We start from the raw sequence: 25,749 nt of genomic DNA on the forward strand, positions 1-25,749 counted from the left end.
TCTCCTTTCCGGCGCGCATAGGTTCGTCGCGGATCGCTCGCACCCGCTTCAGTCATGCATCTACCGCCAAACCCGACTTTTTGTGCGGCGATGCCAAGCAACGCCCGTCGCTTGCGACGTATAAGTGCGCCGTTGTTCCAAATATTTACCGTAATTATATCGTTTTGTCTATCGTTATATATAGCGCTATGGATTGAGTTGATATACCGTGGAGCCAGCCATCCGCAATTCAGCGCTTAGGAGACCAAGACCCATGGCCAAAAAACCCAAATCCGTGATCGATATCGACAAGGAGATCGCAGCGCTCAAGGCGCAACGCGTTGCCGCCCTGGAAAGCCGTGCGGATCAGATCGGCAAGATCGCCGCCAAAGCCAATCTGACGACACTGGAGATTTCCGACGCGGCCTTGCTCAAGGAGTTTCAGCAGATCGCAGAACGATTTCGCCGCAAGATCGGACCTTCCAATCCTGCGTCAGCTTGAGGCGCAAATCGCAAGGGGAGAACAACGGATGCAACGCGTCAAACACGCAGATCGAAAGCTGCAGACCCGCGTCAAGATCGTCATCGGGGAGGCAGTGGTGCGCGCAGGCGCGTCTCATTTGCCGGTCGAAGAGATCGAAGCGGTGCTGGCCTATTACGTTCAAACAGGTGGGACAGATGCGCTCAGGGCCTTCGTCAAAGATCATGCGAGGCCAGCCAATGTCGGCAGCGCAGCGACCCGCCGAGACGATGTGGAGGTCGAGAGTTTGGACCAGTCCGAGGGCACGCAGCAATGATCTACAAGCCGGACGCCACGCCCTATCGCTGGCTCATCATCGGCACGGTCACTTGCGCCTTGTTCGCGGGCCTCGCCTATTGGGTGTTCTTCATGCAGCTGGCTTATCATACCCCGGATGGTGCGTCGGTTCCGATCCGATGGGACTATGTGAAGGCCTGTCTGAACCCGTTCGACCAGGCCTATTGCCGTCAGATCAAGACGGCGCTCTCACAGGCCTCGGAACGCCAGTTCTATCAGGGGACGACAACATTTGCCGCATTCGTGGCGATGGCGGTCGGGTGTTTGGGATATCTGATCTGGGACTGGGGCCTGCGGGTCAGACCCCTCATCGTCAAAGCGGGGTTGACGGTTGCCGGGCCAAAACAGCTCGCACGGGCCTCCAACAAAGAGATCAAGCGCGACACGCGCGGATTGCATTGGTTTGGCGATTTCACCATCAGCCGGTCGCGCGAAGTGAACCACTTTCTGATCTTCGGCGCGATTGGCGGCGGCAAGACCCAGACCATTCTACCCCTGCTCAGATCGGTCATGGAGCGCGGCGACAAGGTCGTCGTCTTCGATTTCAAGGGCGACTACACCCGCATGGCCTTCTCCAGGCCGAAGGGCGCGAAAGAGCCGCAAGACCCGCTCCTGCTCGCGCCTCATGACGATCGCTCGGTGATCTGGGATATCGCCAACGATCTCATCGTCGAAGAGGATGCGATCGAGGTGGCGAACCGGATCATACCGGAAACCAAGGATCGGTTTTTCTCGGACTCGTCGCGCACCGTCCTGGCACTCTGCATCATCACACTGATGAAGACCAAGCCGCAGCGCTGGACCTGGTGGGAGCTGATGGAGACCACCCAACTGCCGCTCGAACAGTTGCAAACCTTTGCGCGGCAGTATCATCGTGACGCGATGATCTATCTGAACGCGGACTACCGCCAGGTGTCCGCGACGATCTCCACCATGGCGGCGGGGCTGGGGGCGGTGCGCATGCTCGCCTATGGCTGGCGGGAGGGCGCGGAGGGCCGAACGAAATTCTCGCTTCGGCACTGGCTCCTGAATGAGAACACGAAAGACCGCACGCTGGTCCTGCAGCGCTCCGGGCGGTTTCAGGATCAGTCCGAAGGATGGATATCGGCGTTTCTGACGGTGATGTCATCGAACGTCTCGGACATCTCTTTCGGCGATAGTGAGGAGCGGCGGGTCTGGCTCTTCGTGGACGAATTCGCGCAACTGCCTAAAGTGCATCGGTTCGAGGCGATGCTGGAGACGGGACGCTCGAAGGGGCTGGCCGTCGTGCTCGGCATCCAGGGCGTCGAGCAGCTGGTCGCCAAGTATTCCCAACAGGCGGCCGACCAGATCGAGTCACTGATCGGGACGAAAGTGATCGCCAAGATCAATGTCGGCCAGACCGCACGACGGCTAGAAGAGCAGTTCGGCAATACGATCATGATCACCCATCGGCGTGACACGGACGGCGGCGGACGGCTCAAATGGATACGTGAAGAGAAGCGCGAGCCGGTCGTGCACCGCACGGATTTCCAGACCGAGCTTGGCCCGCTGCTGCACAGGAAGGGCGTCTACGTGCTCGTGAGCGGGATCGGCAAGCATATCTACCGCGTGCTGGTCCCCTATTCGAAATCGACGGACATGCGCGCGGCCGAACGGCCCGCGACATGGACGACGCAGCTGCGGGAAATCTTCCATGACGCGTCAGAACTCGCCCGCCAGGAGGACATCACCGCGCAGGAGGAGATGCGGTTTGGCGAGCGGGAGCCAGCGCGTTCGGTCGAGTCAGAGGATCACATCAGGCGACGATGAGTTTGCCTTGAATTGCGCTCAGATTACGCAGAGGCAAGACGTTCCATCACAACCGCTCGGCTGGCAGCCCGTGTCAGAACTTGAAGATCGCTTTCTTCGCGGAAGTGGGCTTGATGACCACCCCCTCCGCATCCTTGCGAATGGCCACTTTCGGATCGACCGAATAGAGCCCGTTGCGGTTCTCTCGCATCAGCAACCCGTTGTCTGCGAAACGGGATCGCCAGCGCTGGACCGTCACGACAGTTGAGGACAAACGCGCGGCGCTATCGTCCATGCGCCCCAGATAACCGCTGTCCTGAATGTCCTGACAGATATCGGCGAGCACCCGGCAGGCGATGTTCTCTTTGGCCTTGTTGTAGTGGCTCTTGACTTGTCGGAAGAGGTCAATGTTCACGCCGAGTTCGCCCGGCCCCAGCGCGTCCGCGTCCGGTGGCCCCTCGAAGAACGTGACGGGCCTCGCGTCAAATAATGTCTTTTCGTCAGTCAAGATACACTCGTCTATTCCGCATGTTCCCATCCCCAATGCCCTTTGCGTCTTTCCTGAGTCAGGGAAAGCGAAAAAGGCACACGCCATTCAATGCTGTGAGCGCTTTGCATCTGATCCGTGCCTCAGATCGAATGCAAAGTGCCTTGCCCTCGCCTACATGCCGCTTTTCGCAGGTCAGGCACTTTAGAATCTTGTCGGACCCTAAAGCGTTTCGAATTCAGGTTGTGTCGCAACTTACACCTGAAACGCTTTAGCGGAAGGGGCGATCTGTGTCATCCCGATCCCGATACCACATCGCGATGGGGTGGGATAATCAATCGGCCCCGGCGGTGGGAGGATCCACCGAGGCCGATCTCGGGGTCAGGCGACCATCTGGTTGTTGGCCGCCTGAGGTTCGCGGGCGGACCAGAGCATCAGGTGGGTGACACCGTCATCACCGATCTCGTCGAGCGCGATCACGTTGGCGTAGATCGCCATGGCGCCCAGCTCGGGGGCGGCCATTTTTACCGACAGGTAGTCGTTGCCGGTGGTCTCGGAGGTCTTCTTCCAGGCGGCACCGATCTCATAGGTGCCATTGGCGAAGACGCGGTAGTCTGGCTGATCGCTGTGGGCCTTTGCGTTGGGGACGATCGTGATCTTGGAGCGAACGGCCATGGTGGCGAGTGTGCCGGTGAAGATGTCTTTGTCGTTCCGGATGAGAGATGCGAGTTTGTTGCTCATGGTATTTTCCTCTTTAAGTTGTCAGAAACCATTTCCTGATGACACTGGACCAGCATGGGTGAAGCCGAGAAAACGCACCGAGAAAACCCGAGTGGTGCGGCTCGCAGCCGGACAAGCGAAGCGCCGGAGGGCGAGAACTCGGTCGGGCTTTTCGACATTGCGTTTTGGAGCGCCCATGCCCAGTGGCGGTCACTCAGGAACTGGTCCCTGACAGCCGGTTCAAGTGAGGAAATCCCCCTGAGCAACTTGCACCTCGACCCCGCAGGAACGACGATGAAGACACCGGCCCCTGCCCCCATCGCGGACCGCACAACGGTTTTGGCCCCCAACGTAAAGGCCCGTGGCGATCAGCGCCGTATCGGTTGGCAGCCCGATGCCCGATCGCGCTGACGCCGGAGACCTCCGGGATAACCGGCAACGATTATTCTGCGAAAATGGTGCTCGGGCGGTGCCGTAGCTCATACGCCAATGTGTTTGCGTGGCGGGATCCGAGCCACGTTTTACCCACCCGATGCTCTGGTCTGCTTCACGTCCCGGCAAACACCGGATGGCAACTATGCCGTGATCCGTTGCAAAACCGCCCACCGTCGGGGTCGTTTGATGGTCCTGTCAGTGGACAGTTCAATGGTCGGTGGGACCGTCGATGTGTTTGTGCAGGAGATCGAACCGTTGGATGACCAGATCCACCGCGCGCCGTTTTGCGTCCGCATCATCGGTGAAGGTACCGGTGCGCACAAACCCATGAAAATGACACAGGTCGCCCGGCGACAGGTGTTCGACGATCTGGTCCCGCAGCGGCGCCTTGAAACAGACGATGGTGTTCCATGCCGGGCGCTCCGGACTCCGCAGCGGAGATGGCGGGCCGTCAAAAGTATGAAAGACCGTCAGGACGAGGGCTTTCTCATAAGGCTTGATGGTGCCGATGCGCACGAGCGCATCCCAAGTGAAGGACCCGCTCATCGCTTATGCCTCGCCTATCATGCGCATCACTGGCACCAGGGCGACAGACCGCGCCGCCCGAACGGCTCTGCAAGTCCCGCGGCGATCATGACAGGTCCGACCTCGCCCTCCAGGACCCAGAGCCGGGCAAGATGACGATCATATCGGTCCCGCCCGTCATAGGCGATCCGGACCAGGCCGGTGTTGAGGAGACGGATGAGCTCGACTGTTGCCGCCTGCGCCAGACGCCGCTCATTGGCGCAGCGTCCTTCGATCTCGGGCGCGTCGATGTCGAGGAGGCGGATTTTAGTGCCTTGGTACCAGAACGTGTCGCCGTCAACGACGCAAGTGACGCGGCGCTCGTAACGGCTGCATTCGTGCCAGCCGATCTCTTCGGCCGAAGTAGCTGCTGGAAAAGCGAGAACGACCGCCAGCACAAGAGCGAGTGCCTTGCCAATGATCATGCGCGGTATCATGTCGGGCGGAACTCGAAGAGGTGCTGGAACTCAAGGAGCAGGCCGCCCAGATGATAGGCGGCGAAGACATCCGGAAGCTCGGCATAGCAGGCGTCCAACGCACGCACATGGTCCTGAATATGCCTGCGATAATTCGGATCATCGACGGTGTAAGGAAAGGGTTTGGCGGCGACGATCGTGCAATCCTCGACGACGACGATATACCAGCCCTCACCCCGGAACCCGAATCTGTCGATCTGCTCCTGCATCAACCGCCCGGTGGGAAGGGGCTGGCAGACCTCCATGTTGACGGGCAGTGCGGATCGTGCGTGGACGCTGATCACCTGCTGGTGGCTCCGAAGGTGATTTGCGAGCAGGAGTACGAGATCGTCGAGACGATCCTGGTCGAGGGCGCGTATCACACTGTCTTTGAAGCTGTCGTCGCGCTCATTCACATCGCGGCTCCTCAACGTCCAGGCATCTATCGGCACATATGACGATACCTGATTTGGCTGAATTCCCCCCACCGGGAGGGCGTCGCGCCATCACAAAATGTCTGAAACCATTACGAACACAGAGACAGCTGACGAAGGCACCCTTTTAAACACCCCATATTTGCCGCGGCGCGGCACAAAGAGAATAGCCATCGCCAAAAATACCGTCGATTGAGCAGTTCTACGCTCATTTCAACCATGGGTCGCGCGGGACCGCTCATGCTGATGCGAGTATCGCTGCGGCTCTTTGTCGTAATTGGGGAGCTAGAGATGGTGCCGGAATACCTAACCCGAGGGGTCAGCAGTCCGGTTGCCGGTGGAACAGCCGCGCGGCTAGCGCCGTGCTGCATGGATCGGCGACAGATCGGATCAGAATATCAATTTGCTAACGGGAAGATCCCGATCGTGCGCGAGCGATCGTTACCGGATGGCGAAGACCGCGCCCGCGGGCTTCGGGAGCGCAGCGAGTAGAGCGCGGCCGGAACGGCGCGTCCAAAACAACAGGCAATGACGAGGGCGCAATTTTGGACGACGATGTAGCAAGGATGCTGCGCGCGAACATATAGTCGCGAATCGCTCACCCCCTCGATTTCACCGGCGAAATCGGGCAATATTTACCGGTGATGAACCACTTATTCGATATCAAAATACCTTTCTGGCGCTTCGCCAGAAACACGCTGATCGTCAGTTGCCTCAGTCTCCTGCCGCTACTGCTGCTCTACATTCTACTCTCGCCCGGCTTCGCCGGCATGCTTCTGGACAATCGAATGGCCCTGAGCCGATTCCTGCGGCAAGTCGTAACGAACGGCCTGCCTGTGGTCTTCGCGGTGAATTATTTGAGCTTTTTCTTATATGCCGTGATGAAGGACGGACAGCGCTGGACCAATGTTCACGGCAGGCTGTCCGCATATCCGGCTGATTTCGGAAACTTACGATGGCCCCAGGCGGTAAGAGCGCGGGCGCAGCCCGCGCGGATGGCGCGATAGCGCCGGGCCGGTGGGGCAGGGTGCCTTCACCCTGGCCCGCCGGTCAATCCGGGGGTGTATCGTCCAAAAGACAGATGGAAAGCCAAAAGCCCAACCTCGACGGCTGGGCTTCGTGGACTTGGCGGCGGCTCTAGGAAAATAGATCAGGCTCCGGCGTTTGGGTGTCGCGGCCTTTGATTTCCACGACAACGCGGGCGATCTGCTCCCGCTTTTGTCCATAGTCGCTGCGGTAACTCTCCCGAATCTTCACGGTGTATCTGCTCGGCGTGATCGGATCGGCCTCGATGGCGTAGCGTTTCGGGGATTGGCCGCGCCCCAGCCAAGGCGGCTCGGGGCAGGGGGGCAGGGTCGCAAGATAGTCGATGCAATCGAGAATGTTGCGCTTGTCGTGGGCGGTGATGTGCCGCCCCTCGATCAGTTTTACGGTGGGTTTCATGCTCGCTTCTCCAGCAAGTAAATCTGGTAAGCCCTGTGATCGGCGGTGCCGAAGGCCAGCCCTTTTTGATCGGCAAAGTGGCGAAGATCGCAAAGGGCATTTTGCAGCAAGGCGGCGGCGTCGTCCTCGTCGTCGGGATAGGCCATAGTCGCAAGCGCCGCTTCCAGACGCGCGGTCTGCCGCTCTGCAAGGCTGGCCGCTGCGTTGCAATCCTCGATCATCTGCGCGGTGGCGGTGATTTCCTCTCTCATGTTGGTGTCCTCATAGGTGGGTGATGTGATCTGTTGCGGGTGGTCGTTTGCGCTGGCGGCGATCATTGGGCCGCTCCCTTCGATCTGGTTCGCCGCTCTATCTTCGATGTGCTGACCCAGAACGGCGGCATGTCGTCAAAGTCTCCGCTGTTGCCGGTGGTTGTCACGCGGGCGCGGTCGTCCTCGACCTCAAGAATCGAAACGGTGAAAACTCCGCCCAGCCCGGACGGCACAACGATTTCGCTGCAATCCTGCTTGCGGGCATCGCAGTAGCGACACGCGCGGCTGTGATCCTCGTTGATGTGTTCGCCGTTCGCGGTGGCGCATCCGCACACCCAGAAATTGCTTTTGGTCATTGCCATGCTCCTTGTCTGAATGAAGGTCACAACCAGCCCGCCGGGGCCGGGTGCCAATAGATGCTTGCCAGCGCATCGCCATAGATCGCGCAAAGCTGCTCATAGTAGAGTCGGGATACCGGGAACATTTCAGCCCTCCGCATCGAAAACTACGGTTTCGTCCTCGACCGTGTAAGGCACGGCCTTGGATAGAAGCTGGTCGATGGCCTGTGCCGGAACCGTGGAAAACGTCGCGCCGATAACCTTGCGCATCTGGTCGCGGTCGGCCTCGAAAGCGTAGCCGTTGATTGCCCATGCGATCAGGCCAGGTGTGTGAACGGCGGGGGATGATCCTAAGCGATACGTTGTCATTTTTCTCGTTCCTTTGTGGTGCTGCCCTGTCCGGCTTGGTGCCGATAATCGGGCGGGGTTTTAGGGGTCGGTCGCGAAGCGCCCGTCTCCTGAAACCTTGCCATGTGGCGAACTGAGGGGGTCGAGACTGCCTAAATCGACAAGCTGGCGCGGCCCGCAGCCCGCAGGGCGAGGACACGGGCTTGTCTATTTCGGTAGTCCGAAGGGGGCCGACGAAACGGCCCCCTTGCGGCGCAGCGGCGTTCGGCTTGCCCGAACCCCAAGCCCAGAAAAAACAGGATCGAAGATCCGACCGCCCCATGCGATCGTCACCCGCAAGGGCCGCTCACAAGGTCCAGGGCGACCATGAGACAAAGCCCGCGACCTGGCTCGCAGAGACAGGGCGCGGGCTATTGGATCAGGAAGGCCAGGATCGAAGGGTGCGGGGCGAAAGCCGGTCTGCCGGCTGTAGCCTAGAGCGCGGTGCCATGATCGAGGATCATGGCAGGGGCCACGGCCCCCGCTGCTTGCGCAGCTCCCCCGTGGATATTTTCAGGAAAATGAGGCAGGAAAAAAGGGCAGGGCAACGGCGTTACCTGCCGCCCCGACATCCTATCTGACGCCTTGTGAGCGGCCCGCCAGGTCGCACCAATCGGTTGCCCATTCGTCCATCGTGGCGAGCGTTGCGCCGTCCGGGTCGATCAGGAAAAGATCGGGTTTGATCTTCGCGGCGGCATGATGGTCTTTGCCGAACATGCGAAGCACGTTTTCATTCGTGGAGTAGATCGCCTGCGGATCGGGCTGGCCCTCATACTTGGCTTTCAACATGAAAAGACGTTCTGACATTCTGCCGCTCCTGTTCGGTCCAACCGAAAGGCTAGGCTGGAACCACATCCGCCGCCACCCAATAGGCGACGCTCACTAAATCCGACGAACCTGCAACACCAGCATCCTTGTCGGGAATAGAGACGCTGAATTTCGGGGCGTTGGTGTAGCCTGTAATCTCCCAAAAGAAACCGATGCCACGGTGGAGAACCGGAAATTCGCGCCCTTTGGCTCCCTGTCGGTCAAGCTGTTCGATGGTTTTCTGTTCGATCCACGTCCGAACACTGTCAGGATCGGCAACCCCGCTCTGAATAAGGTATCGCTCGGCTCCTGCGAGGTTGTCGGGATCATAGGCAATTTCCATATCTGGCTTCTTCTCGATGTGTTTGATTACAGGGGATTGTGACGGCATGATCCTAAAGGCGAGCGGCGAAGATTGCCAACCCGAAACCGGGCAAGGAAAGGGGCGGCTGAAAGCCGCCCCAACCGTCAGTCTTTCGGCTTCCACCAGACGCAATATCCGGTCGGCACGTTTGTTCCGCTCTCTGCGAAACTGCCAACGGGCAGATCGCGCCACTCGCCAATCGTGTTGCCGTGGTCGTAGTAGGCCGTCGCGGGCAGGACGCAGACCAGCCGCCCGCCTTTTTTCAGGAACTTTTGGGCGTGATCCAGATGCTTTTTATAGTGCGTTCCGTAGAATGGCGGGTTCATCACCACCACGTCAAAGCGGGCCTCCGGGGCGACCTGTAGAAAATTCGCAGTCATGACGTGGTGGCCTTTGGCGCGCGCCTGTTCCGCGCGGCCTGCGTCATACTCGATGCCGGTGACAAAGAGGGGTGTTCGGCGCTTCCAACGGTCCTCCTGATTGTGCCAGTCGGCCAGCTCGTCCATCATGTCGCCCGTGCCGCATGACGGCTCAAGGATGGTTTCGCCGCCTGAAAGCTGCAATCGCTGCAACACTTCTTCCGTCACCCGGCGCGGCGTGGGGTAGAATTGCAGATCGCGCGCAACTTCGGTGCTTGGCCGTTTCGCTTCTGTCGCGTTCGGCGCGTCGGGCAAAACCTCGCCGTAGAACTGTCAATTGTCACACAAGTCTTCCTTTCTAAAAAACTCAACCCGCTGAAAATATTAGATTTACCAAAAGAGCGTTCACGTAAACCTTCCTCTTGTTTCGCGCAAACCTTCCTTTGGCTTTAGGTGGAAACATCGCGCTGACTGAAATGTGGGCGCTTAAACCGGCCAATCGACGTGGGAACGTCAGGGCAGCTTGTTCTCGTGCTCCCACCCTTTGACCAGCGTTTCGGATAGATCGCAGAAGTTTCGCCCACTCGGGCTGCAGTCCTCGATCCGGTCGATCCGGAAGTGGCGAAACGCCTGCCGCAATTCGCACCACGCGGCAAGAAGAACCGCGTCGATATAGTAGATCAGAGCAATTGGCTTGATGTCGCGGGTTGTTCGCCGGTCTTTGAGATCGACATAGGTGATCGTCAATTCAGCATTGTCACGGATGAACTTCCGCAAAGCGCTGGCTTCGATTTTGGGATTTGGAATGTTGTTCCACTTCGACACGCGCAGGGGAGCAGTGCGGGTGCCCGCGTCCGGCAAAACATCAGATATCTTGGTCGTAGCATGTCGGGCCGCGCGCTCAAGCCCGCGATCGCCGATACGGCCAAGAAGCGCGAGCCCCACGACAATTGCTTCCATCTCGTCTTGCGTAAACATCAGTGGCGGCAGGTCATAGCCTGGCTGCATGACGTAGCCAATTCCCGCCTCGCCATCGATGGGCAGGCGCATGGCCTGAAGCGCGGCGATATCGCGATAGATCGTGCGCTTCGCGACCTCCAACGCGTCTCCGATCTCCTGTGCCGTCACAGGCCCATCGGCGTGGCGCAGGATTTGGATGATTTCAAAGAGGCGAGTCGAACGAGGCATACCGCACGATAACACAAGGCTGCTGACATCCTGTTGTCAGCAGCCTTGTGTTAAGAAACGGTCAAAGGAGAAACGCATGCTGGAAAACTACAAAGCGAAATCGGGAGCTTTCGAACCCGTCTGGACACTTGAAATCCAGACACTGCCCGAGGACACTGACCGGATACTGGACGAGGTCCTCAAGGTGCATCCGCTCGGCTACGGACGCTATCAGCGCAATGCCTCCATTTCGGCGATCGGAAAGGAAACCGCGCAGCCGCAGGAGGATTCGACCACGACGACGCACAAGGAGGGCTACGAGGCGGGTGCGACCGAGACCTATCCAATGGTCGAGTTGAAAATCTCCATCGAGCGAGAGCTTGAGGTGCTTGAACGTGTGATGGGCGCAATTCTGCAAGTTCATCACTATGAACAGCCCGTGATCTTCTTGCGCGAGGACTGGGCGAGCCGGTCAAATTACGACCCCAATAGCGACAACCCGAACCGTTGGTGGAACAACGGGCGCGGCTTGCCCGAGCAACTCGACTGAGGAGACTGGAATGATCAAATATTATTATCCGAACGGCGATCACTGTTATCGTGCGTTGCACACCGCCCATGCCGTCTATCACGCCGAAGATGGCAAACTAATGGCGCGCGCTATGAAGCCGGACAACAGTGAACTGTATGAATTCGAGATTACCGGGTTTGAAATCGTGGAACCGGGCGTGCGTTGTGCGTGACGCACCAATTTAGCAGACGGGTTCGATAGCCACCCAATCGGAATGCAACCGTATGTGATTGATCATGTTCCCGACACCGAAACCCGTCCAAATATGCGGCAACAATTGCGTCGCCAGTAAATTGTAAGTGTCGTGATGCGCCAAAATCGGCCCTACGCGTCGCCGTTGCGGACAGCAGCAAAATCCGCCATCCCGCCCATGGCGCGTCAAACGGCGACGCTCGCCCTCAACTTGACCATTTTCTGCATCACAGCCAGTGTCTCCTTTTCGGGATCAAGTAAGTGAGAACCGTGTCCCCTGAAGCCGCAGGTATAATTCTTCGCGACTACCGTGTCGCAGACAGGGATTGGGTCGCTGCCGTCAACGTTCAGCACTACACCGATGTCGAAGGGTTTGATGCCAGTTTTGCGAAGGCGGCTTCCGACGCGCTCGACCTTTTGGAACTGCAAATCAGCAATAAACATAACGATTTCATAATCGCAGAAGTGGAACAAGGCCCAGTTGGGTGCATATTCTTCGCCGCTGAGTCCAAGACAGCTGGCAGAGTCCGCCTGTTTTATCTGGACACCGCATATCGCGGACTCGGTGTCGGTAAACGAATGCTGAGCCGGATTATCGAGAGGGCGGTAGAAAATGGTTTCAGAAGAATTTGTGTCTCAACCTTCGACCGCCATCTTGAGGCGTGCAGCCTTTATACTTTGCTTGGGTTCCAACGCACGATCCACGAGCCCTCGACAGCTTTTGGTAAGAAAATGCGCCAGATTGACTTCGAACTCGACCTGTCCAGTTATTCCACATAACCGCGGAGACGCTCTTCGAGCGCCCCGCTATGCAACTCGAACATATGATTGTCATGGTGCGCTCAGAGCGGTTAGATTCTACCCACCGCAGACTTTCATCTTGAATCCAAAATGACCAGCCACGTTGAGAGCGGTTCACGTTCAAGGTCGACTTCCCGTCGCCACCCATATCCGGTGCGGCACAGACAGTGGGTCAGTCGGGAAGCGCTCGCGCAGCAATTTCGAAAGATCGGCATCGAATAGCTTGGTTTCGGCCTCGGGCAGGCTTGCTTTGACCCCGGCACTTGCACGAATGCGCCCGCGCCACGCTTCGTGGCTGTACGTGACGCTGGTATCAAACGAAAAACTCTCAAGGTTTGTAAATTGCGCTTCTGCAAGATCACGCATCCATTGCGGATAGATGCCGAAGCCGCCCGCCATGGTCCAGTCCGGATTATGCGCCAGAATCAGTTTCTCCGTCATCTCAACGACATTTCCTGCGTAGGGAAGCCAGTCGAAGTGAGCAATCACAATACGGCCGCCGCTTTTCAAAGTTCTAAAGGCTTCATGTGCGACTCTGGCGCGGTCAAACCAGTGCCAACACTGACCTGCGGTAATGAGATTCAGAGAGCCGTCGGCTTCAACCAACTGCTCGGCTTTGCCGATGCGGTAGGCAACCTCGACACTTGCCTCCCGATCCAGCAACGCCGCCTCGGCGAGAAGGGCATGGGATGGATCGATACCGGTAACCTGCAAGCCCATCCGCGCCATCCCCCGGGCAATCGTACCGGTCCCCGTCCCAAGATCGAGGGCATATTCGCCGGGACGGGCAAAGCCTCTGTCGGCCAAGGTCTGAAAAAACTCGTCCGGAAACCCAACCCGGAAGGCGCGATACTCCGAGGCCGCCTTTCCAAAATCAACCCGAGAGCCGAAAGCGTGTGTCGCTGGAACATCTTGCGAGTTCGTCATTTACTTCGTCTCCTGACCGCCCAAGACTTATCCTAGGAGATTGATCGAATGACTGCAAAGTCCGGCAACAAGGTCGCCCACGCCTCGGGTGGAGAAGGTCTGGTGCGAACCCAAACCTCCAACCTTACAATGTACCGTATTGGCTGTAAGGATCTCGCTGCATAGGATGATAACATTATGAAACTTGCTCATATCAGCATTACGGCCCGTAGCGCTGACAGACTTTCCGCTTTTTACACCAACGTCTTCGGCTGCGAAGAAATGCGGCCTCCCAGAACCCTGTCGGGTGAAGCCGTATCGCGAGGCAACGGATTACCTCGCAGCGTAATTTACTCAATTTGGTTGAGGTTTCCCGATCAAGAAACGCCATTCTTAGAACTACTTGAGTATGAAAGCAGCGATGATCGCCTAGAGCCTGGAGTTGATGAAATCGGCATCAGCCACCTGTCTTTCCAATTGGACAATATCCAATCAATCATGACCAATATTGTTAAAGCGGGTGGCTCGACTGTTGGTGAAATCACAAATTTTGGAACTATCGAAGAACCATTTTTGATTGTCTATATGCGGGATTGCGAAGGTAATATCCTCGAGTTAGAGCAACCTGCCGGTTAGCGTGGTAGAGGCCGCTTTTTCTTGCAATAAGGCGCCCACGCCTCGCGCGGCTAATGTTATCTCCGAGCCCCTGCTGTCCACTGTCTTATGCTTGTAGAACGAGCCAAGTCCAACTGATGCCTGCTCGATAATTTTGCGCTTGAACAGATTGAGTAAACACTTCGCTAAGCTTTGAAAACCCCTGCAACTCTGCCCATTTTACGGTGTCTGAAACATTGGCGGGGTAGACCGGTCGCGTTGGCGCACCTGCACCATGCCTAATCGACATGATGATTTTTCCGCCATCAGATATCAGTCGACGGAACGCAGAAAATGCGACTTGGCGGTCAGCATCATTGAGGTGTTGCCAAACTGCGCAAAGAAGAATGACATCAAAAGTTCTTCCAATAGCGATAGTTTGTGAAAGCTGGGGCAGCGTATCATTAATCCATGAGATGCTCGGTGACTTGTGCTTCGCTATACCTGCATCCCTCAACGCATCAACTGGTTCGACAGCGACCACGGTATGGGAAAGAGAAGCAAGCCATGCCGCGTCCCGTCCGGTTCCCGCTCCGATATCCGCCACATGGGATGATTGTTGTGGGAAGTGCCCTATCACAGGCGAAAGTAACTCAGCGGAAGAAATCCCCTCAATCCGCTCAATGAAATCGCCGCCTGCTGCGTTTTGATAGCCTTTTAAGATATCGTTTTTCACAGCAAAGCCCTCACTTCCATCACTCCAAGCCTAAGATCATCCCTGTGCTTTGTTAGCATATCGACGTTGATAATGAACGATCACTTTGTCCGCACACGGCTGGTAGTAGAGCCCATTCTCGAATGGCGTATATATCGCGTGGCGTTTCATGAAACTTTCGTCAGGCTATCCATATGAACATTCGAATTCGCATAGCCGAAAACGTCACCATGCTCCGCAAGTTGCGGGGCGTCACACAAGAAGCGCTTGCCGACGAAGTAGCAGTTAGTCGAAGCTACCTATCGAAGGTTGAGCAAGGGCAGGTCAGCGTCACATTGGACGTTCTGGAGCGTCTGGCTACGGCCTTGGTGGTTGACCCATTTGACTTGGTAGCAGAGCGATCGGAAATATGTAAGCACCCCGCTCCGTGGAACAGCAGATTTCAGCAGTGAGTCCTTTCCACGCTTGATGCGCTGGTATTCCAGCGACAGTCAGCGTTAAGCTCAGGCAGTTACAGCAACGAGAGTTTCCAATGCGGATGTATCAGGTCGATGCCTTCACAGACCGGCTTTTCGCGGGCAACCCTGCGGCTGTTCTAATACTGGATAACTGGTTACCAGACCGCCTGATGTTGGCGATTACGCAGGAGAACAATTTGGCCGAGACGGCTTTTGTCAAAGCCCGTCCCGATGGCGCGTGGGATTTGCGATGGTTTGCCCCGGAACACGAGGTCGATTTTTGCGGCCATGCCACACTTGCAACAGCACATATTTTGCTCACTAACGGTAACGCGACCACACCACTGGTCTTTCACACGCGGGTCGGGGAACTCCGTGTATTGAGGTCACAGGGCGGTTATCAGCTTGATCTTCCCCGCCTGTCACCCGAGATTATCGAAACCCTACCGCAAGAAATTGAAGGCGTTTTCGCTGCGCCGCCTGTCCGCATCTTTCGCAACTTCGAGAATATCTTTGCCGATCTTGGCAGCGCCGATGCCGTGCGCAGTTTCATTCCTGACCTGACGGCGATTGCCCGCATGGGTTCTGTCGGTCTTGTCGTGACGGGACAGGAAGCGGAGGGCGCGACCGCGCACTTCGTGTCCCGCTACTTCGCCCCCGGCGCAGGTATTCCCGAAGATCCAGTAACGGGGTCAATCCATGCTACTCTTGTGCCCTATTGGGCGGAGCGATTGGGCCGCAAGAAGCTCATGGCCCATCAGGCGTCGGCACGTGGTGGGTGGCTTGGCTGCGAGCTGACCGACGATCGCGTTCTTCTGGAAGGGAATGCCGTGACCTTCATGGAAGCCACGATCGTTCTGCCGGATTCAGCATAGCTGGTCGTGTGAGGGGGCCCTTAACGCCGCCCGATGGGACCGGAGCTATAGGTAATCCTTTATTGATCGACCGCTGACATGCGACCAGATCATGCCTTCATCACGGAGCATTGCCACAACCATTGACGCCCCCTGCTCAGGCGTCATCGCCATATCAAGATCGCGCTCCACACCTGCAGTTTCGTACATGTTTGTCGATATCTTGCCTGGGTAGAAGCCCATCACCCGCACACCCTTGGGGGCGCATTCGACCTCCAGACAACCAGTAAAACCTCGAATCGCCCATTTGCTCGCTGAATAAACGCTTATCGTTTTCCTGCAATACAACGCACCGGTTGAAACTACGTTGATTACGGCGCCCTGCCGACGCGCCAGCATTCCGGGCAATAGGGCATGGGTCATCAGAATCGTACCGGTTGTATTAGTACCTATTACCGACTGGATGTCGGCAGATTCATAAGAGTCGAAATCCCCCTCCAGCCAGATACCTGCGTTATTGATCAGCCCGTCGATTGGACCCTCATCCTTAACAATCTGCGCGCATACGGTTTCGATAGAGGCGGCGTCAGAGACATCGAGCGTATAGCCGGGCAGACCAAGGTCGTCAGCCAACCGCGCCACTTTTTCCGCGTCACGTCCGGTAGGGATCGGGTGATATCCTGCCTCGACCAAAGCATGGACCAGAGCCTCCCCCAAGCCGCTTGTGGCTCCTGTAATCACTATCTTCTTTGTCATATGTAACGATGCCTTTTAGTCTGATGCGAGGTGCGGCCTGCTACTTAAAAGCGGAACGAGGTCTCGCGACGTCGATCCCCTCCGCCCTGTACGTCAGTCATCAAATCCAGCATCTGATCTTAGAGCACAACGGTTTCCATCCGGATCTGCAAATTCGGCGGTCGTTCCCCATTCATGACGGCGAACCTCAACCGTCACGCCTTTACGACGCAGGTCATCTGAAGCCGCATCAACATCTGAAACGTTGAAGCGAAATTTAGTCGGGCATCTTTCGATCGGTTTGACATTCGGCGAGGCTCGCCCCCCCGTCTCGACCATTAGGTAAACACCCCCCAGGTCAAAACACGTCAATTTCTCGTCCTGCCGATCTCTTTCGAAAAGGATGTTCAGCCCCAAAATCTTACCGTAGAAATCGACACACTCCATGTACTTTTCCGAATTGAGAATAATGCCGGTTCTGGAAAATTTCATGTTTCTGCTCCGAAGGTGCATGAGCGACCGTAGTCATGCAATGTTGCATTTGTTGAGGCTGGCTGGCCAGAAGTTAAATTTTCCGAGCCTGTGAGAGTGCCAATTAGCCACTGTCAGAACGATCAAAGTGAACAGCCCATCAGCCATCCCGCTTGCGCCACATATCGACAAAGGGGTCCTTTGATGGGTCACGGTGCCAATCATACTCAGCCCAACGCGACGCATCCTCGGCGGCCTTTAACCCGAACCATCGCCAGGCTCCTGCGACGGCGAAGCGCCATCGAACCGATGATCGGCCACATGAAGAACGACGGGCGACTGACGCGAAGCCCCTTGAAGGGAACCGCCGGAGATGCCCTCTTCGCCGTCCTTTGCGGCTGTGGTCACAACATTCGCATGATCCTCAGGCACCTGAGGGATCTTTTGCGCCACCTGATTTGGCTGATCTGCCAAGCTCGCATGATCGTTGACGCGGAAATGGCACGTGATCGAAGAGGTCACGGCGGCAAACTGGCAACCTGATGGCGATGTTCAGGACGGACTAATTACGGTTATTGGCCCATGGTTAGGCAGGTCTTTTCTCATAGGGTATTTCGGCCCTTGGAGGGTGGAACGTCGGATGAAGAACAGATTGCGGTTGGCCTCGTAGCGGCTGAGCATGTGCTGATCGTGTTGGACAGTATTGCCAATGAGGGTCTTGTCTTGAACAGCGAACAGTTTACGCTGGCAGACTGCTATCTTGCGCCGATGAGGGGTGGGAAGCACTTCTGCGGCATCCAGCTTTAACCAGATGGTGGGACAAAGTTTCAGGAATGCCTGTGTTGAAATCGACCGACCCAAGACTGTCTGAGTTCCAGAATTAGCAAAGGCAGAAATCATAGGCAACAAACGACTGCTGGTACGACGCGACACCCAAATTTGCGTACATTACGCGTGACGTTTGGCGCGGCCCCAGTTACTTCGACCCAGCTAGATCATGATGGCGCTGCATCTTCATCAGGTTCATCGGAATAAGACGCAAACATATCGAGCAAACCCTTAGATTTCATCCGTCGAACTGTTGTCACATGTGTCAGCGCCGCATCGATTGCATCGGCATTATTTATCTCATATGCACCGGCGATAAATTCAAGCTGCGCAGCGGGGTCTTGCGCCAATGCCTCATCTGAAATCTTTCTTTTCATGATAACTTCGCCTCCTATCAACTTCTTACGACCACGTTGAGCTGCAGCCGGTATCATTCAGGCGGCAAGTCGCTCAAACCGCCGTTCTTTATGCCTCCATCCGTGTCGGGCAGTTTGGTCCATCCCGCGATGGTCGCTCTCGCTTATTGGTCAAACCCCCAAATCCAGACCAACCGCGGCGTATATAGCGCTAAGATCTGACCGCTGATAAATCTTACTTAATCCAGGCTGATCTATGATGGGATGCATGCCCGCGTTGCGCAATTTGGCAAACTGCGGCCCTCCGACTGCCCCATCTTGATGTGCAAGAATGCCAAGTGAGACATAACTTTGGTTGAAGCGTTGTATCGATTCCGTAGAAATGAACTCTGTCATCAGCCGACTGACGGGGTGCTGAGCGCGAAAACCTGTCAGGAAGCCATGCTCAACCAGATGATTCAATGTGGTGTTGTTGAAGCGCAGCATCCGAAACGTTGGTATCCGTTGAATCCCGACCGGGCGTGTCAGATTGGGAAGCGCAGCTTTGGCCCCCGCCAGATCGACGACGATGTGATCGAGCCTTTCTTTGCCTCTCCACAAACCGGCCGGTTTGAGCCTTCCGGCCAAGATGGCAGCCACGAGAGCCTTGAGATCGCAGTTAAGACGAAGAGGAGCCTTCGCGATCATGGTTTGATCTCTGTTAACGGTCTGAATGTGTGGGAGGCCGGAAAGCAACTTGTCGCGAAAAACGTCAAGTTCACATTTTTGAAACGCCCTCGGTCGCGATTTTTGGCCAACGAGAGACGCCGGTACAAGGCCGGCGTCGGCCAAAAGCCGGAAGCTCTCAACTGTGATACCGACAAAAACGGCTGCCTCGCGCTCATAAAGAAGCGCGTTAATTTCGCCCGAAAATCGGTCAACGTCGCTCACCGTCAATGGCTTGATGAGGACCAAACGCTCAGAGTCATCGCGCGTTGCAAACCCTTCTGTTAAGAGCTTGTCATGAAACGTGCTGGTCCGTCGACCAATGGTTCGCTGTGCTGACAATAGTGAGTGCAGCCGTCGCCGCGTCAGCTTTTCACCCAGCACATCGGCACCATCTGCGAATGGAAACGTATCTATCAGGTAGTCACGAAAAACGCGCCTGATGGGCGCGAAATCAGATCTATATTTCAGGTCCGATGCCAGAAGCCTCTGAAATGCGCCGAACCGGGGATGCGGTTGATATCGGCCCAGTCCATCGTGATACTTTGCACTCAGCCGGATATTTTCCCAACACTCACGCAGCGACGCTGGACCGCCCTTGATGATTTGAAAGCCCATTTCAGCGAGTTCTGCCGCGTCCTGAGGATCCAAGTGCTCTGTTTTGGCGCTAGACCCGCGCGCTATCAAAAGCCCAAGCGCAGTTGTAGCCTTCAACAGCGCGAAAATCTCTAGCCGATCTGCCCAGCATGGCTTCTGATGGCCATACGCCCGAAGAGAAAGATAGGCGTCCAACTCTCGTACCCGCTTGTTGTCTGTTGCATCGGCGCGTGCGCATTGTGCAAGATGGTTCGCGAAAACGCGGCTGGGATCGAGATTGCCAAACATGGATTTGCCGACAAACTCAGTTTCCAGCGGTTGGTGATGTTCGATACAGTTAGTGACTTGGCGGATTTGCCAATGCAGCCGATGAACCGCATGCCAAACAGATCCCCCCGCCTGCACGTCGGCGGCGACACATCGGGGACAAAACCTGATTTCACCTCGTGAGAAAATGCTCGATCTGTACACTTCGTGGCCGATACGAATAGCTTTATCGCTATGCTCAGTAGCCCGTGTGTTGGCGAAGACGTCGTCCGGCAGCGAAGCTATTTCGCGCAGATGGTTCAATGCCACGTCGTCGCCACAGGTTAAGCCTCGCACATCGAGGCTGAGATCAACCGCGAATTCGCCGAGCGATCTGCATCCGTTCAGCTGCGCTAATCTCGACGCAAAAGACGCGGGCATTTCGAAAGGCGACGCTTTTAGCTTGAGAGGCAGCACGGTCATATCTGGGCCTCCTCTGAAACCAACCAAGCTTTGACGTCAATTCTTTCAAAATCCTTCTCTAGAAACGGGTTGGCAAACCTCGGGCAGTTTGTTTTTCGTTCATATGCATTCGCAAAGTGGCTCAGTGACACCGCGGCTACGTCGTCCAGTAATGCCCGCCTGATCGCGCTGATGATGTATGCAACCATTACGCCGAACTCACGATTTGCGGCATGGACCAGCCGCCCAGCGAACTCTGAGCTATCAACATCCTGTGCGACGCCAATGGCTGCGTCCGCCGCATACTCACCAACGATGCCGAGAACATCGTGATCATCAATGACAGGTTGCAACCGTGGGACCTCGATAATGGTTGTTCGTCGGCGGAGTTGCGTATCGTTGTTTATTGTTTCCAGTAATCCCGGCATGCCGGACAGGATGAGGTCGACTGGCCAAATTTTATGGATGTGTCGCTATATCGTGTTGGGAATGTTCAGATCTCCTGATCAGGTTGCTGCGAGGATGCTCTGAAAGGCGGCTTCGGGCTTGATTTTGGCGCGAAGGAGGAACCAGCGCAGATAGCGGTAGAGATATTTCGTCGCTGGTCCGCAGAACGGTCGAATGAAAGCATCGTATCGCGCGTGCAACGCATTGACGTTCTGGATGTGGAACGCGCCGGCGACAACCCGTTTCCCAAGTTTGTTCGAGACCTCGTAGTGTGTGAGGCTGTGCTTTTTGCAGAAAGAGCGATATGGTCTCAAGCCATCGCTACATAGCACCGCATCATCTGGAATGATCGGTGCCAGGGCGATTTCGATTGTCCGGTTTCGGCGGTTTGCGATCGGTGCGAAGAGACGCCTGCCGCCCCGATCCATCACAGTCAGCAAGGGGATCTGCCACTGCGAGAGGCCGCGCGCCATCTTGATCCGTCCGCTGCGATAAACATACCACTGCGGCCGAGGTGGAGCGGGATACTGGTTGGAGTTAGCCGCGTGATTTGCCCACTCACGAGAGCCTTTCCGGCTTTCTCGCTGATAGGTCTCATCGACCTCCACAACGCCGCTAAAATCCTTGTCGCAAGCCTCTGCAAGTGATTCCAGAATAATCATCCGCCACCGCCATATCGTATCTTTTGTAAGTCCGAGACGCGCGGCGAGTTTGCGACACGAGAGAGGCGTGTCCGACAGCATATTCCGGATAACCTCCAAGAAAAGATCGTGCCGGTGCAGTCCGCAAATCTCGGTTCCGGTGAGACCAGAGTAAGTTCGCAGACAGCAGTCGCAGCGATAACGCTGCACACCGGTTCGCGTTTGTCCCCATTTCTGGCGCCTCTCTTCGTTGCAATGTGGGCACTTGCGTTCTTGTTCTGTTCGTGTTTCTATTTCTGCCAATGCAGCCCGCCTCTGGCGGACATCGTGCGCCCGCGAAAGCAGATCCTCAATCTGTCGCGGGGTAAGCTGGATGATCCGATCGAGGAACTGACGGAACGCGTGCTGGCTGATATTCGTGGCTTGCTTCAATGACACGGAGGCCTCCGGTTTATTGCGACCAGAGTGGAATATTGGCCATTTCTGGCAAAACGAAGGCCGACCAACACGATATCAAGACACAGCCAATTTTATCCACCATGAGGGACTTCAGCAGTTTAACAACACGTTCTCTCTCATTTTGTGTCTGAAACCGGACAAGATCTTGAGCTTCGTCAATGTGCACAACGAGCGTGCCCCGCTGCGTCAGGTGACTCCGCAGTAAGGTTCTGAGGCTGCCTTCCGAACGCGTTGGTGAAGCGGGATATCCCAAAGCCGCGATGGCTTCGATTGCCACATCCTTCCCCGTCGCCTTGTTTGGCGAATTGAACTGGATAACCGACATGCTGGCATCCTCAATCGAGTGCTGAGCAGCCTGAAGGTATGGCGCAACAAGGCGGTCAGATGCTGTCGTTTTGCCGCTCCCCGATCCGCCAATGATTGCGAGAACCCGTCCTTCCGGCCGTTGTCCTGATTCAAGTGACATGCGCCGCTTTGCGAGCATCGCCGAGAACTCTTCTTCCAGCACAGGATAAAATTCCCGTTCGAAAAACTGGGCTTCAAGTTTTGCGACCAGCCTTTCAATCGCCTCGCGCCGATCAGTCATCACGACGCCTCCAGCGGCGTTCCCGCGATACGGTGTCGGTGATATCTTCTCCCGGAAGGCCATCTTCGTCGTCGCGGGTTTTTGAGATGGCATATGCCCCGATAGCCTGATCACACGCTGGTTGACCAAGCACGTTGCCGAAAGGCCCTGTGCCAGCGACAGGCAAGTTGTCGCTGTCGGGCAGCCGTTTTGTAATCTTCAGGCCCATGAAAAGATCGTCTCTGGCCCGGTCCACAGTCGCAGTGCTGTGTCGATGCAGAGTTTTGCCTGACCGACGCAGGGATGCGTCGCAGATACCTCTTATTCGTATCAGAGCTCGTGCGATAGTGTCTTCAAAAATGGCCGCTTCGTTGCGATGCTTCTCACGGATGCTTTTCGCTATGGCCGTCCACTCATCAAGGTTCATTCCACGAGCTGTCTCAATTGTGGCTTCTGCTGGCTCCCAACCCGTCCCTATTTGAATGGAAACGAAGCCTAGATCATTTGGGTCCAGACGAAGGTTGACTGTTTTTTTGCCGTGCCGAAGATAAAGTTCGGCCAAATTTTTGCTTACGTAATGAATGCCATTGACCAGCACGCCATGTCGCGAGGCTTTCCTTTCAAGAGGAATCCCCAACACTGCCCGCTGCGTGTTTGCATCTGGCGGAGATGTCACGCCACACTGGTTGGCAAGGCGTTTCCAAGCATTCGCTGGCGTTTCCTTGAGCAAACCGCCATGTTCGCTGTTGTGATAGATATCAACGATGAACGTCACAAAAATGGCCAAAAGTTCGTCATCATTCAGGACCGCTTGCTGCTGAGACGGATAACCGCCGCGTTGTTTTGGGTTGGAAAATACCCGCCCAGGCAACAGCTCCATCAACTGTACGGCAAACAGGCCAAAAAGGCGTTCGATACGCCCTCGCAGCTTGGGTACAGCTGCCGGTGGCGCAAGATACTGAATTTTGAGGTCTGCAAGAGCACCCCTGAAAGCGCGGTTTGCATATGATGATCCCATATCAGTGTAGATAGTATCGGGGCGACCAAAATGGTCCCACAGACATTCACAGCCCAAGGCTCGCGCTACGTCCGATTTATCGCGCAGGATTGTCGTCACAGTATCCAACGATTCCGAAGTAGTTGGTGTCTCGGAAATCTTGAATCCGACGATACAGCGCGTCGCACAATCAATCGCCACGCTAATCCAGCGACGGCCCATATTGAGCTTGGCCGCGTCTGTCGGGTCAAGCTTATCAGCAATTCCAATTCTCTTGAATAGTGAAAGGACATCAACCTCCCACTCATCCATTTCCACCCGTTCCATCGGGTAGTCAGCAAATATTCCGTTCTCATAGATCGCCATCGAACGCTTTGCTTCGTCTGGTCCCCGGCGGTGCGCAATCACTTGAAACTGGTCCAAGTCCCGAATGCGGCGTCTGATCGTGCTTTCAGATGGTATTTGGAGTGGGGGCTTTCCTTGTACCTGACGTTCGCGGTTCCGTTTTCGAAAAGTCCGGAGTGTCTCTCGGACAATACACGCAGGTGTTGGCTGTCGGGGGTCGAGGTAGTCGAGAAGGATTTCACGCATAAATCGCTCTACCGCGTCCGAAAAAATGATAGGGTAGGTAGAAAGGTCTCGTCGTTTGCGTAACAGGCCGATGGGCGATTGCTGCGCATTCACATAATCGCGCAACCACTTCAAAAGCGTTTTTGCGCATGGAGGAGGCTTCGGGACGTGAGACGGCTCGCTATCCCATCTCGCTGTTCTCTTAGAATGAGAGGTCAGTTCAATCCGCTGAACCTGTTGTGCAAGCTCTGGCATATACGCAGCTAATGAAACTTCAGTCTTTGAAAACCGGCCCTCGATCCAAGCCTCGTACGCCAACTTTGTATAGCTCCACTTCCAGAAAAGCTTCGCTTGGGCTTTTTCGCCGAGAGCATTGATGAAATTGGCATCGGCTTTCTGACGGGCGGCAACCCGACCGGCCCAAAAATGCCCCGGCAGCAATCTTACATCCGGTCTTTCGAGAAATTTGACATACTCCTCATGGGCGATTGCGACATCACCACCTTTCTCATCCATGCTGCGTAACACAAAACCTTGGGGTCCTTGACTGACGATGCTGTGTTCAACGTTGCCGATTTCAATGCAATCGTTTTCGTTCAGTCTGAATTGCGGGGTCATACTACACCTCCGGCGAAAAGATTCGACCGCGGGCTTATGACGCCAGTCTCGGTTGTATGCGCGATCCCAGCAAAAATGAGCCTGAAGGCGGCGCGGTAGGCGCGTCCAGCCAATCCGGTAATCAGACCGATCTCCAAGATCGTTGTCGGCTTCGAGAGCCCGCGAAGGGCAGCGGTCAGCACTTCGTCCGCCTCAGGATCTGGAAACATTCGGAAATGATGGAGCTTCGATGCGTTACGCAGCTGTGTAGATGAAAACGATCGGTCCGTGACCAAAATGACCTCGTCGGCCAAATGGCGCGGGATCGCCGCCGTGATCCTTGCAAAATTATCCTGAAACCTCTGCTTACGCGCCTCGGCTGTATTCTTGACGACGACAGCGACTTTTCGACCGTCAGCGAAGGTTGCGAGAAAATCAATCGTATGATTGCGCTTGCGCCCCGACGGATCGATGAATTGGATCGTGAAGGCCTGCTCATGCAAATCGACCAGATCCGGTTGCGCAAGAATGACTAACCCTGTGCCGAACTCCAGCCCACTCTCAACCTCGACCGTGATTGTACGAGCAAGAACAGGTAAATCAGCAAGGCAGTGGCCTCGGCCACTGCCCCTGGATCGCATCGGTATGTTGCGTGTCGCCCTGCTAGGCAGTGTATTTTGATATGAAATTGCCTCTGTCATGTTTCATAGACCCTGACATGCGCACGCGCACTGTCAGGGCCCTCCTCCTTTGAATGAGCAAAAGGGATCCAAGCGTCGACGCAGCGGCGCTCAGGCTTGACTTTTTGATGAATTCAAGGGAAACAGGACGCATCGACGCAATCGATTCTAGCGGCCTCGGGAGTTCCACCTCTCGGGGTCGTTTCCCTTTCCAAGGTCAGATCTTTGTCATTGTCGCGCCTCCTCAAATTGCTTTGAAGGCCACAGCGCGGATTTTGCCTCGTTGAGATGACGGGAAATCACGTCCTCAACTTCACTGTGAGAACGCCGCCCTTGGCTCACCATCGTGACTAGGCTCGCGGCGCAGCCGACCTCGGTCGCGATATCGGTGAATTTGACACCCTTCGCACGCAGTCGGCGCTTAATTGCATCGTGGCGCTCTATGTCAACGGTCATCGTTCACCTCCAAATCTTGCGTTCGCGGCAAGACTTTGTGGTGAATAATTAACAGGCCCGAATCACCTA

The 25,749-nt window shown here is 56.0% G+C and carries 35 protein-coding genes and 1 pseudogene; 11 read left to right on the plus strand and 25 right to left on the minus strand.

Going from position 1 to position 25,749, the window contains the following annotated elements:
• The first annotated feature begins 274 nt into the window (after positions 1–274).
• Genes FGD77_RS00065 through FGD77_RS00075 form a run of 3 tightly spaced genes read left to right on the plus strand, consistent with a single transcriptional unit; the run spans position 275 to position 2,587 of the window.
• Complete coding sequence (locus FGD77_RS00065; RefSeq protein WP_255005343.1) at positions 275–481, plus strand: TraC family protein; 207 nt, start codon at positions 275–277, stop codon at positions 479–481.
• A 28-nt stretch (positions 482–509) separates the two neighbouring features.
• Positions 510–776, plus strand: coding sequence for a hypothetical protein (locus tag FGD77_RS00070; protein WP_255005344.1), 267 nt, complete (start codon positions 510–512; stop codon positions 774–776).
• A complete protein-coding gene (locus FGD77_RS00075) occupies positions 773–2,587 on the plus strand; it encodes a type IV secretion system DNA-binding domain-containing protein (RefSeq protein ID WP_108693531.1) in 1,815 nt (604 codons plus the stop codon). The genes FGD77_RS00070 and FGD77_RS00075 overlap by 4 nt, the downstream gene beginning before the upstream one ends.
• Before the next feature lie 73 nt (positions 2,588–2,660).
• On the opposite strand, the gene FGD77_RS00080 is transcribed toward FGD77_RS00075, so the two are convergent.
• The 5 genes from FGD77_RS00080 to FGD77_RS00100 form a co-directional block, all read right to left on the minus strand.
• On the minus strand, positions 2,661–3,074 hold the full coding sequence (locus FGD77_RS00080) for a hypothetical protein (RefSeq protein ID WP_133176240.1): 414 nt from the start codon (positions 3,072–3,074) through the stop codon (positions 2,661–2,663).
• 360 nt (positions 3,075–3,434) lie between these two features.
• On the minus strand, positions 3,435–3,794 hold the full coding sequence (locus FGD77_RS00085; RefSeq protein WP_108693533.1) for a DUF736 domain-containing protein: 360 nt from the start codon (positions 3,792–3,794) through the stop codon (positions 3,435–3,437).
• Between the two features lie 621 nt (positions 3,795–4,415).
• Positions 4,416–4,754, minus strand: coding sequence for a single-stranded DNA-binding protein (locus FGD77_RS00090; RefSeq protein ID WP_108693534.1), 339 nt, complete (start codon positions 4,752–4,754; stop codon positions 4,416–4,418).
• 26 nt (positions 4,755–4,780) lie between these two features.
• Positions 4,781–5,197, minus strand: a complete 417-nt coding sequence (locus FGD77_RS00095) for a thermonuclease family protein (RefSeq protein ID WP_165802956.1) — start codon at positions 5,195–5,197, stop codon at positions 4,781–4,783.
• Positions 5,198–5,205: 8 nt separating this feature from the next.
• A complete protein-coding gene (locus tag FGD77_RS00100) occupies positions 5,206–5,643 on the minus strand; it encodes a hypothetical protein (RefSeq protein WP_133176241.1) in 438 nt (145 codons plus the stop codon).
• Positions 5,644–6,305: 662 nt separating this feature from the next.
• Between FGD77_RS00100 and FGD77_RS00105 the strand changes: the two genes are divergently transcribed.
• Positions 6,306–6,668, plus strand: a complete 363-nt coding sequence (locus FGD77_RS00105; RefSeq protein WP_108693537.1) for a hypothetical protein — start codon at positions 6,306–6,308, stop codon at positions 6,666–6,668.
• Positions 6,669–6,798: 130 nt separating this feature from the next.
• Here the strand turns inward: FGD77_RS00105 and FGD77_RS00110 are convergent, their stop codons facing one another.
• From FGD77_RS00110 to FGD77_RS00145, 8 genes are all read right to left on the minus strand, one after another.
• Positions 6,799–7,104, minus strand: coding sequence for a hypothetical protein (locus tag FGD77_RS00110; RefSeq protein ID WP_108693538.1), 306 nt, complete (start codon positions 7,102–7,104; stop codon positions 6,799–6,801).
• Entirely contained in the window at positions 7,101–7,421 is a 321-nt protein-coding gene (locus tag FGD77_RS00115) for a hypothetical protein (protein WP_108693539.1), read from the minus strand. Before FGD77_RS00115 ends, FGD77_RS00110 begins: the two co-directional genes overlap by 4 nt.
• A complete protein-coding gene (locus FGD77_RS00120) occupies positions 7,418–7,711 on the minus strand; it encodes a hypothetical protein (RefSeq protein WP_108693540.1) in 294 nt (97 codons plus the stop codon). Before FGD77_RS00120 ends, FGD77_RS00115 begins: the two co-directional genes overlap by 4 nt.
• Positions 7,712–7,840: 129 nt before the next feature.
• Entirely contained in the window at positions 7,841–8,062 is a 222-nt protein-coding gene (locus tag FGD77_RS00125; protein WP_108693541.1) for a hypothetical protein, read from the minus strand.
• 591 nt (positions 8,063–8,653) lie between these two features.
• Positions 8,654–8,887, minus strand: coding sequence for a hypothetical protein (locus tag FGD77_RS00130; RefSeq protein ID WP_108693760.1), 234 nt, complete (start codon positions 8,885–8,887; stop codon positions 8,654–8,656).
• A gap of 31 nt (positions 8,888–8,918) precedes the next feature.
• Positions 8,919–9,374 (minus strand): hypothetical protein, encoded by a 456-nt coding sequence (locus FGD77_RS00135; protein WP_133176255.1) that lies wholly within the window; start codon positions 9,372–9,374, stop codon positions 8,919–8,921.
• Positions 9,356–9,925 carry a methyltransferase gene (locus tag FGD77_RS00140; RefSeq protein WP_255005350.1) on the minus strand — a complete coding sequence of 190 codons (570 nt, stop codon included), beginning with the start codon at positions 9,923–9,925 and terminating at the stop codon, positions 9,356–9,358. The genes FGD77_RS00135 and FGD77_RS00140 overlap by 19 nt, the downstream gene beginning before the upstream one ends.
• A gap of 198 nt (positions 9,926–10,123) precedes the next feature.
• Entirely contained in the window at positions 10,124–10,798 is a 675-nt protein-coding gene (locus FGD77_RS00145) for a YafY family protein (RefSeq protein ID WP_255005351.1), read from the minus strand.
• 76 nt (positions 10,799–10,874) lie between these two features.
• Between FGD77_RS00145 and FGD77_RS00150 the strand changes: the two genes are divergently transcribed.
• The 3 genes from FGD77_RS00150 to FGD77_RS00160 all read left to right on the plus strand — a co-directional run bounded on the left by FGD77_RS00150 (position 10,875) and on the right by FGD77_RS00160 (position 12,320).
• Positions 10,875–11,327, plus strand: coding sequence for a hypothetical protein (locus FGD77_RS00150; RefSeq protein ID WP_255005352.1), 453 nt, complete (start codon positions 10,875–10,877; stop codon positions 11,325–11,327).
• A 10-nt stretch (positions 11,328–11,337) separates the two neighbouring features.
• Positions 11,338–11,520 carry a hypothetical protein gene (locus FGD77_RS00155; protein WP_255005354.1) on the plus strand — a complete coding sequence of 61 codons (183 nt, stop codon included), beginning with the start codon at positions 11,338–11,340 and terminating at the stop codon, positions 11,518–11,520.
• A 281-nt stretch (positions 11,521–11,801) separates the two neighbouring features.
• Positions 11,802–12,320 carry a GNAT family N-acetyltransferase gene (locus FGD77_RS00160; protein ID WP_255005355.1) on the plus strand — a complete coding sequence of 173 codons (519 nt, stop codon included), beginning with the start codon at positions 11,802–11,804 and terminating at the stop codon, positions 12,318–12,320.
• Positions 12,321–12,461: 141 nt separating this feature from the next.
• Here the strand turns inward: FGD77_RS00160 and FGD77_RS00165 are convergent, their stop codons facing one another.
• Positions 12,462–13,268, minus strand: a complete 807-nt coding sequence (locus FGD77_RS00165; protein ID WP_255005356.1) for a class I SAM-dependent methyltransferase — start codon at positions 13,266–13,268, stop codon at positions 12,462–12,464.
• A 177-nt stretch (positions 13,269–13,445) separates the two neighbouring features.
• Between FGD77_RS00165 and FGD77_RS00170 the strand changes: the two genes are divergently transcribed.
• Positions 13,446–13,883 (plus strand): VOC family protein, encoded by a 438-nt coding sequence (locus FGD77_RS00170; protein WP_255005360.1) that lies wholly within the window; start codon positions 13,446–13,448, stop codon positions 13,881–13,883.
• A gap of 85 nt (positions 13,884–13,968) precedes the next feature.
• On the opposite strand, the gene FGD77_RS00175 is transcribed toward FGD77_RS00170, so the two are convergent.
• Entirely contained in the window at positions 13,969–14,577 is a 609-nt protein-coding gene (locus FGD77_RS00175; protein WP_255005362.1) for a methyltransferase domain-containing protein, read from the minus strand.
• 209 nt (positions 14,578–14,786) lie between these two features.
• Between FGD77_RS00175 and FGD77_RS22210 the strand changes: the two genes are divergently transcribed.
• Complete coding sequence (locus FGD77_RS22210) at positions 14,787–15,008, plus strand: helix-turn-helix domain-containing protein (protein ID WP_369682669.1); 222 nt, start codon at positions 14,787–14,789, stop codon at positions 15,006–15,008.
• 80 nt (positions 15,009–15,088) lie between these two features.
• A complete protein-coding gene (locus FGD77_RS00180) occupies positions 15,089–15,889 on the plus strand; it encodes a PhzF family phenazine biosynthesis protein (RefSeq protein WP_255005364.1) in 801 nt (266 codons plus the stop codon).
• A gap of 45 nt (positions 15,890–15,934) precedes the next feature.
• On the opposite strand, the gene FGD77_RS00185 is transcribed toward FGD77_RS00180, so the two are convergent.
• On the minus strand, positions 15,935–16,624 hold the full coding sequence (locus tag FGD77_RS00185; protein WP_255005367.1) for an SDR family oxidoreductase: 690 nt from the start codon (positions 16,622–16,624) through the stop codon (positions 15,935–15,937).
• A gap of 93 nt (positions 16,625–16,717) precedes the next feature.
• The gene (locus FGD77_RS00190; RefSeq protein ID WP_255005369.1) at positions 16,718–17,095 is read right to left on the minus strand and encodes a VOC family protein; all 378 of its coding nucleotides are present in this window, start codon (positions 17,093–17,095) and stop codon (positions 16,718–16,720) included.
• Positions 17,096–17,323: 228 nt separating this feature from the next.
• On the opposite strand from FGD77_RS00190, the pseudogene FGD77_RS00195 reads away from it, so the two are divergent.
• Positions 17,324–17,617 (plus strand): annotated as a pseudogene (locus FGD77_RS00195) (IS5/IS1182 family transposase); the annotation flags it as partial.
• A 452-nt stretch (positions 17,618–18,069) separates the two neighbouring features.
• On the opposite strand, the gene FGD77_RS00200 reads toward FGD77_RS00195, so the two are convergent.
• From FGD77_RS00200 to FGD77_RS00235, 8 genes are all read right to left on the minus strand, one after another.
• Positions 18,070–18,279: a hypothetical protein gene (locus FGD77_RS00200; protein ID WP_255005370.1), complete on the minus strand. Its 210-nt coding sequence runs from the start codon at positions 18,277–18,279 to the stop codon at positions 18,070–18,072.
• Positions 18,280–18,429: 150 nt separating this feature from the next.
• Complete coding sequence (locus FGD77_RS00205; RefSeq protein WP_255005371.1) at positions 18,430–20,289, minus strand: TniQ family protein; 1,860 nt, start codon at positions 20,287–20,289, stop codon at positions 18,430–18,432.
• A complete protein-coding gene (locus FGD77_RS00210; RefSeq protein WP_255005373.1) occupies positions 20,286–20,621 on the minus strand; it encodes a hypothetical protein in 336 nt (111 codons plus the stop codon). Before FGD77_RS00210 ends, FGD77_RS00205 begins: the two co-directional genes overlap by 4 nt.
• 153 nt (positions 20,622–20,774) lie before the next feature.
• A complete protein-coding gene (locus tag FGD77_RS00215) occupies positions 20,775–21,794 on the minus strand; it encodes an IS1595 family transposase (protein WP_255005374.1) in 1,020 nt (339 codons plus the stop codon).
• A gap of 13 nt (positions 21,795–21,807) precedes the next feature.
• Positions 21,808–22,401: an ATP-binding protein gene (locus tag FGD77_RS00220; protein WP_255005376.1), complete on the minus strand. Its 594-nt coding sequence runs from the start codon at positions 22,399–22,401 to the stop codon at positions 21,808–21,810.
• A complete protein-coding gene (locus FGD77_RS00225; RefSeq protein ID WP_255005377.1) occupies positions 22,394–24,565 on the minus strand; it encodes a DDE-type integrase/transposase/recombinase in 2,172 nt (723 codons plus the stop codon). Before FGD77_RS00225 ends, FGD77_RS00220 begins: the two co-directional genes overlap by 8 nt.
• Positions 24,562–25,245 carry a TnsA endonuclease N-terminal domain-containing protein gene (locus tag FGD77_RS00230; protein ID WP_255005380.1) on the minus strand — a complete coding sequence of 228 codons (684 nt, stop codon included), beginning with the start codon at positions 25,243–25,245 and terminating at the stop codon, positions 24,562–24,564. Before FGD77_RS00230 ends, FGD77_RS00225 begins: the two co-directional genes overlap by 4 nt.
• Before the next feature lie 207 nt (positions 25,246–25,452).
• On the minus strand, positions 25,453–25,680 hold the full coding sequence (locus tag FGD77_RS00235; RefSeq protein ID WP_255005383.1) for a helix-turn-helix domain-containing protein: 228 nt from the start codon (positions 25,678–25,680) through the stop codon (positions 25,453–25,455).
• Positions 25,681–25,749 lie beyond the last annotated feature (69 nt).

Source organism: Roseovarius sp. M141 (assembly GCF_024355225.1).
GTDB lineage: Bacteria > Pseudomonadota > Alphaproteobacteria > Rhodobacterales > Rhodobacteraceae > Roseovarius.